The organism is Cupriavidus sp. NPDC089707, from assembly GCF_044748965.1.
Lineage (GTDB): Bacteria > Pseudomonadota > Gammaproteobacteria > Burkholderiales > Burkholderiaceae > Cupriavidus.
In genome coordinates this window covers 1-6892 of record NZ_JBIVHB010000051.1, presented here as the reverse complement: position 1 = coordinate 6892, position 6892 = coordinate 1, and the positions used below count along the sequence as shown (strand labels likewise).

4 protein-coding genes are annotated in these 6892 nt (G+C 63.3%); all 4 read right to left on the bottom strand.

Annotated elements, in window-relative coordinates:
• Window positions 1–180 precede the first annotated feature (180 nt).
• Window positions 181–810, bottom strand: a complete 630-nt coding sequence (locus ACIP1U_RS32390) for a hypothetical protein (protein ID WP_400323984.1) — start codon at window positions 808–810, stop codon at window positions 181–183.
• 91 nt (window positions 811–901) lie between these two features.
• Window positions 902–2671 (bottom strand): ShlB/FhaC/HecB family hemolysin secretion/activation protein, encoded by a 1770-nt coding sequence (locus ACIP1U_RS32385; protein ID WP_400323983.1) that lies wholly within the window; start codon window positions 2669–2671, stop codon window positions 902–904.
• Between the two features lie 33 nt (window positions 2672–2704).
• Window positions 2705–3040, bottom strand: a complete 336-nt coding sequence (locus ACIP1U_RS32380; protein WP_400323981.1) for a hypothetical protein — start codon at window positions 3038–3040, stop codon at window positions 2705–2707.
• Between the two features lie 5 nt (window positions 3041–3045).
• Window positions 3046–6892: hemagglutinin repeat-containing protein (locus ACIP1U_RS32375; protein WP_400323978.1), on the bottom strand; the 3847-nt coding region annotated here is incomplete at its 5' end.

Below are 6892 nucleotides of genomic sequence, written 5' to 3'. Positions count from 1 at the left end.
TTTGGTCTTCCTCTCATCACCGCCTCGCCGTTTGCGTGCCTTCAACGCAGACTACTATGTGGTGTCAATAATGCAAGGAACTTCTGACGCGGGACGCTAGTGTGATTTTACCTTATCTTGCCGGCGTCGCATGGCGAAACGCGCGGGGCGGCGGCAAGTCGTTCTTCAAACGCGTCTTGGTCAGTGAGGCGTCCAAAGCCGCAGTACGATGATGCAGCTCGCGCTGACGAACAACAGGACGGGCCAAAAGAATTCCAAGGCTGAATGCGTGGTAAGGGTCATGTCTCGTAATGTGACTGCACGTATATGCATGCGCATGATCCAGGGCACGGCATATTCGCCCTTGCCGATCGCCGCCAATTCTTCAGTATGTTTGTCGCACTGCCATACTGCCGCCACCGTGCCGGTCCAGCCCCTTACACTCGCAGGATCGTGAATGTGAAAGGATCGTCCGTTCGCCGCCTTCGGCGGGCTCAACGTTGGAAAGCACGTCAGCTGACCCAGCGTGGCCCGTTTGGAGTCCTGCCGCAACAAACGCAGGATGCGATCTCTTATCAGCCGACTATATTGGCTGCGCCATTTGTCCCTGCTTGCTGTGCCTTCGCCGCTAAGGTAGTACCGAACGAAGCAATAGAGGTGCACTGCTGCAACCGCCACCCAGACACGCCAGGGCGCGGGCAATGGCAATCCTTCTGTAAGCCCTAGGAGCCTCAACTGTTCCGGCACTTTGAGCTGCAGCCACCATGCGGCAATGATGGCCGCCGAAAGAACTACGGTGTTCCGGCGAAGTTTATCTAACGTGTCATCCATGATTGAGTTGGAGTCATGCCCGCCTCTGGTGCTTTGCCAGAAACAATGCGGCGGCTCACGGGCTGGGACCCTTATCAGCTTCCAAATCGCATCAGTATTGATACGTGACCTGCAACCCGCCTGTCACCCCTGCGGTATGAAAGGCGGCGGGCTTGTAGATCGGGACGCCGGCAAACACGTCGTAAGATAGCCGGCCAAAGCCGGAGCCGAAGCCACCACGTAGTCCGATCACCGCCCCAGCCAGTTGCTTGCCCACCAGCACGACGGTAGACGGGCCGAAGACACGTCCATAGTCCACGCCAGCGTAGACAGCCTGGCCGGTGGCCGCAATCGGCGCCTGCAGCTCGTTGCGCCAGTAAAAGCCGCTGTCTCCCGCCAGCAGGTTCTCGCCGTCGAAGCCGCGCACGGTATAGCGGCTGCCGATGGTCATCATGTCCAGCGCGTAGAGGCGGTCGCCGGTGTACTGGCCCCGGAACGTGGTCACGTAACGCAAAGGCTGGCCGCCCAGTTGGAGCGGCACCGACAGGTTGGCGTCGGCGACGACCATGCGGTAGCGCCAGGTCGGCCCGCCATCTGCTGCCAGCGCGTCCGGTTGCGAGCCGAAACCGCCAATGCCTTGGCGGTACGCCAGGCTGCCGTCGAACTGCGCGGCGCCGAAGTAGTGTCGGTCGGTGAAGCCAGCCTCCAGCACCGTGTTGTTGCGGTGCTGCTGTTCAATCTCCGTGTCCTCGATGAAGCTCTTGCCAAAGCGGCGTGACAGCCGGAACTGCACGCCGAGCACGTCGTTCTGGCTGCGGCGGATCACGCGATGCAGCTTCAGGTCGGCGGTCTGCGACTGCCCGCTGGAGATAAACGTCTGATTGACGCCCGCGATCTGCTGGTAGTAGTTGTTCGAGTAGGCGGAGAGCGTGGCGGTCCAATAGCCCCACGGCACCGAGTAGAAGCCGTTCCAGCCGTGCGTGCCATGCTGCTTGTCGCTGAACTCCACGTCCTGCATGTAGCCGACGTTGAACAGGTCGTTCAGGCCGAGCGGGTTGTCAATGCCGACGCTCAGGTTCCCGACCCACTTGCCGGTGGCGAGCGTGCCCGAGTTGTCGACCGATGCCACTACGGTCCACGGCTTGGCGCGCTTGACCGTGATGACCACGTCGCTGACGCCAGGCACCTTGGTCGGCACGACCTGCATGTCCGCATCCTGGCTGGCGACGCGCTTCATCTGCTCCAGTCCTTGCTCCAGGTCGCGCAGATTCAGCAGGTCGCCCGCGCGGGCGGGGAACGCGGATTTCCATGTGCCGCGTGTGTCGGGGTCGGCGAAACGCAGTTCACCGATGACGCCAGGAATCAGCGACACGCGCAGCGTGCCGGTGCTCATATCCTGCTGCGGCAGCAGCACGCGAGTGGTGACGTAGCCCCGGCTCAGGATGGCCTGCGACATGCCCTTGGTCAGAACGTCCAGCCCCTGCTTGCCGACGCACGCGCCCCGGTAGTGCTCCAGCCAGACACGGACAAAGGCGAACGGGTCCTGCGGCAATGCGGACGCCCCCTGTGCCTGTGATGCTGCCGGCAGGTCAGGCGGCACTTCCAACACGAAGCGGTCGATGCGGAAGCACGATGTTTCCGTCGGCAGGGGCGGGTATTCAACCGGTGCAACGTCTTGCGCGCGCACGCCTGGCGCCTGTACCGCCTGAGCGCGCTCGCGGGCTTCCTGCTGCTGGCGGGTACGCTGCTCTTGTTCGACCGCCGTGGTAATCGCTTGGGCCGGCCTCGTTGGAATTGTTTGCCCTAATACGGTAGAACTTACTAACAGCAGACAGGTAATAGATGGCCACGATTTTTTGGCCACAAATTTCTTATTGGTCATTCAAAGGTCAAAGGTATTTGCCGACCGAAACGGCTACGTTTCTGTGTGGTCACCGTCCTTTGGACAGGTCACATGTTTTAGCTGCGTCTTCCCGTTGTGCTCACGTGCCAACCAGCCAAAGCTCTCCGGTTTGATTCTTCCCCCACATACGAAGCATCGATCCGGCCATCCATGCTGCCGCCAATCAGCGACCTCTTGGAAGTCGGCGCCGTGGGCATATGCAGTCCACTCGACCTTTGTCAATCCCAGGGCTTCATGGGCGGGAATGTTCAGAGTAGTGTCGGCAAGGACGCCGCTACAGATATCGTCAGCCTCATCGGGAGTGATCTTGCCGTGAATCAAATCATCCAGTAGATCGTATTTCTTCATGTTGATTAGCGATTGTTGAGTTTGCGCCCTGGCACTGCGGGCTTGTACATCTCGCCGGTAACCGGGTTCATAGAACCGAGGTGTTCCCCTCGCTTGTTATATACCTCAATATCATTGTGGGTATGGTCCCACTCAAAGTACCGCTTACCGTCAGTCTTCACACCGTTACCGGCGCTGCGCAAATCCTGCCACACCGGACTATCCGCCTTCGATGGATTCGATTGTCGTGCACCGTCTGTCTTATCCGCACCACCGGCCATCGTCAAAATCGAATCGAGTCGCGCGTTCGCACCCTCCAGAATCGGCGTAAAAATTGGATCAGCGGCCTCCTGTATCCCCTTAACGATATCCTGCACAGGTGGCAGTAGAGGCTTGGATTGGTTGTCCTTCGACTGATCCGGGGAGCCAGTCAAGGTCGCCTCGTTCTGATCGGCGGATTTGCCGGGTGTCTGGAACGGCTTCTGCGGCGTGCCAGGTGTTGGCATTGGCCTGGGAGCAGGCAGCGCAAGCTGGTTGTTTTCGATCTCGAAAGTCGCTGCATTAGTTGCCGTGGCCGGGTTCATGCCGGTTGTACCGGCAACGCCAGCCACCATGCTCTGTACCATGCCCTCGCGCGCCTGCTTCTGCTCCGGCGTCATTCCTTCGGTCGGCCCCAACAGGCTGCCCAGCATCGACGCCGAAGCCGCGCCCATGGCGCCGGCGCTGCATGACTGGCTGGCTGCGGCTGCTCCGGCGCAGCCCACGATGGCGTGCAATGCCGCCCGCGCCGTCTCGCTGTCCAGGCTATCCGCCATCTGCTTGACCTGATTGGCTGCCATGCCCTGCAGATAGCCAACTGCAGCGCTCTGCACGAACTGCGCGGTGGAGCCGGTCACATTGCCGCTGGCGGCAGCGGTCAGCACCGTCATGACCTGCCGGTAGGTGCCTCCCTGGCCCCACTTGGCCAGGTCGTCAGCTCGCTGCTGGAGTGCCGCGCGCTGCTCCGGCGAGGCACTGGGGTCCTTGTCAGCAGCGTCGGCCGCCTTCTTCGCCGCATCGGCCTCGTTTGTCCGATTATTCAGGAACACGCCTGCTTCGCGCTGCAGCGCCCCCACGATCTCGAAGCCGGCCTTGATCTCCTGTTCGTTAAAGATCGGCGTCAGCGAGTTGCCCGTGTTGGTGGTGTCCCGGTTCAAGCCGGCAAGCGTCTCCGCCCCGTCCTTGCCGGTCAGCGCTTTCTGCCTGGCATCGTTGCGGATCGTGATCGCGCCGGCGCTGACACCACTGGCGGTCGTGCTGTCCGCGCTGCCGGAGGCCCCGGCCACCATGGGCGGCGCAAACGAGAAGCCTTGGCCGTTGCCGCCGGTCGTCGGCAGGGTCGTGCCCGGCACCGCGTCGCCGCCCGTGGTGGCCTGACCACCCTGGTTCAGGCCGACGCCGCTGCCCTCGCCAGTCGATTTGCCGCCACTGCCACCCGCCGTGAAGCCGGCCCCGATGCTGACACTGCTGCCGCTGTATTCGGCGTGGTTGTGGATGTCGCTCACCGTCAGCGTGTCGGTCGCAAGGGTGTTCTTGTCCGCCGTCCCGCCGGCAATGATGCCGCCCTTGAGGTCGGTATTGCCCTTCACGTCGATCTGGTACCCGCCATCGCCGGCACGGATCGCCGACTGCTCGCCTACGCTGGCGAAGTCGCTGTTGATCTTCTGCTGACCGACATTGGCACTACCGGAGAACCCGGCGCCGACCGTCAGGCTGCCGCCAATCGACTGGTCCTTGCTGCGGTAGGTGCTGGTGTCCTGCAGGCTCTCGATGTTGAGGTCGCCGCCGACATTCGCCACGACCTGCTTGCCGGACGCCACGGCACCCTTGAGGTTGGTATCGCTCCCGGAGTCGATCACCAGCGTATTGCCTGCCGTCGCGTGGCTGTTGGTCCAGGTCACGTCGTTGCCATCGGCATTGCCACGCGAGGCCGCCGCGTTGGCGGTGACGCCGAAGGACGTGCCCTTGGCACCGACACTGATGCCGATGCCGACCCCGCCTGACACGCTCTGGCTGCTGCTGTGCTGCTCGGCGGTGCTGGCGGCCGCTTGCAGGTTCACCTGGTTGTCGGCCTTGAGCAGCATGTTGTTGCCGGATTGGATGTCGCTGCCGACCACATTGATGTTGCTGTCCTGGCCGCCGCCCTCGGCGCGGACGCGCACGTCGCCACCAGCACTGACCTTGCTGCCAACCGCCGTCGTGGCGGTCTGCGTCTGCTGGCTGTCGCTCTTGGACCCGCCCACGGTAACGCTGATGTTGATGCCCCCGGCGCTCGCCGGGTCGCCCTTGACGGCGTCATAGGCGTTCTTGGCTGCCAGCCCGCCAGCCGCACCGGCCAGGGCCTTCATGCGCGGATCATCGGTCTTGCCCTGTGCCTCGGCCATCTGACCAACAGTCTGTGTCGCCGCGATGAGCGGGTTGGACACGGCGACGGTCAGGCCACTCTGCTTGAAGTGCGTTTCCTGATCCATGCGGTAGGTATCGGTCGCCGCGTTGATATCGACCGACTTGGCCTGGATGCCAACGTCGCCCTGCAAGGCCGTGACCGTGCTGCCGGTCTGCGTGTAGGCTTGGCCCGCACTCAGGTCAACGTTGCCGCCCACGCTGCCCACCAGCGAACCGGTGTGGGTCGTGGTCTGCACCGACTCGCTCTGGTTGGTCTGCTGCTTGCCGACGGTGACCGACGCGCCACCGCTGGACATCAGCCCGGACTTGCGCGTTTCCTGCGAACTGCTGCTGGAAGACGTGCTTTCCGAGGCGCCGATGGTCAGGTTGCGGTCGGCGTGCAATGACACATCGCCGGTGGCGCCGACGCTGGAGCCCGTCACAGTCAGGTCGCGGCCGGCGCGGCCATTGACCGAGTCTGCCGACACCATGGACCCGACGGCAATGTTCTGCGACTGGCTGCTGGACTTGGTCGTCTGCTCGCTGGACAGGCCATTGGAGCGCCGGCTTTGCGACCAGCTGTCGGCGCTGTGCTTCTCGTTGACCGCCCCAACGGTCACATCCCCGGTGGCGATCAGGTTGGCAGCACCGTTGTCGGTGGTCACCGACGACCCAAGCACCGCCAGGTTGCCAGTACCATTGCTCTCGGTCGAGGCGGCAATGCCGTTGGCCTGCAGCACCGAATTGACCGTTGCCGATTGGCCCGCCGCGAGGTTGGCTTTGTTGCCCGCGTGCACCGAGCTGCCGCTCACGGACTCGTCATAGGACGATTTCGTGTACTCCGCCCCCTTGCCGCCGAGCGAGCCTTCGCTGTGCGTATGGGTGTCGATGGCGGCGGTCACGGTGGTGTTACGTCCCGCCACCAGCGAGGCATTGCCGTCCGCGTCGATAGCCGATCCGGTGAGCGTGGCATCCCGCCCCGCGACCGCCACCACATTGTTGCGGGCCTGCACCGAGCTGCCCACGCTGACCGTGGTCTGGTCGTGGTAGTAGCTCTGTCCACCGCGCGAGCTGGAATCCTGCGTGGTGCCCGTCGCCACCGTGCCCAGGTTCACATCGCGGCCCGCGCCTAGCAGGGCATTGTTGCCCGCCCCGACCACGCCGCCGGCCATGTTGATGTCTCGCCCGGCGAGCACGCCAACATTGTTGGTGGCGGTAATGGCCGCGACCGAGCCGACGCCTGTGGCACCGGCGCTGTGATTACCCATCGTGACCTGGTTCGAGATCGTCTGCGTCTCGTTGATCACGTCGCGGCCAGCCGACACCAAGGTGTCAGTACCTGTGATCCTCCCGTCGAGGTTGCGCACGTCCTGCTGCGCGTTGACCACAGTCGTGCCGGTGCCGCCGATCTGGCCCCGGTTCACGATGTTGTTACCCACGACCTGCGTC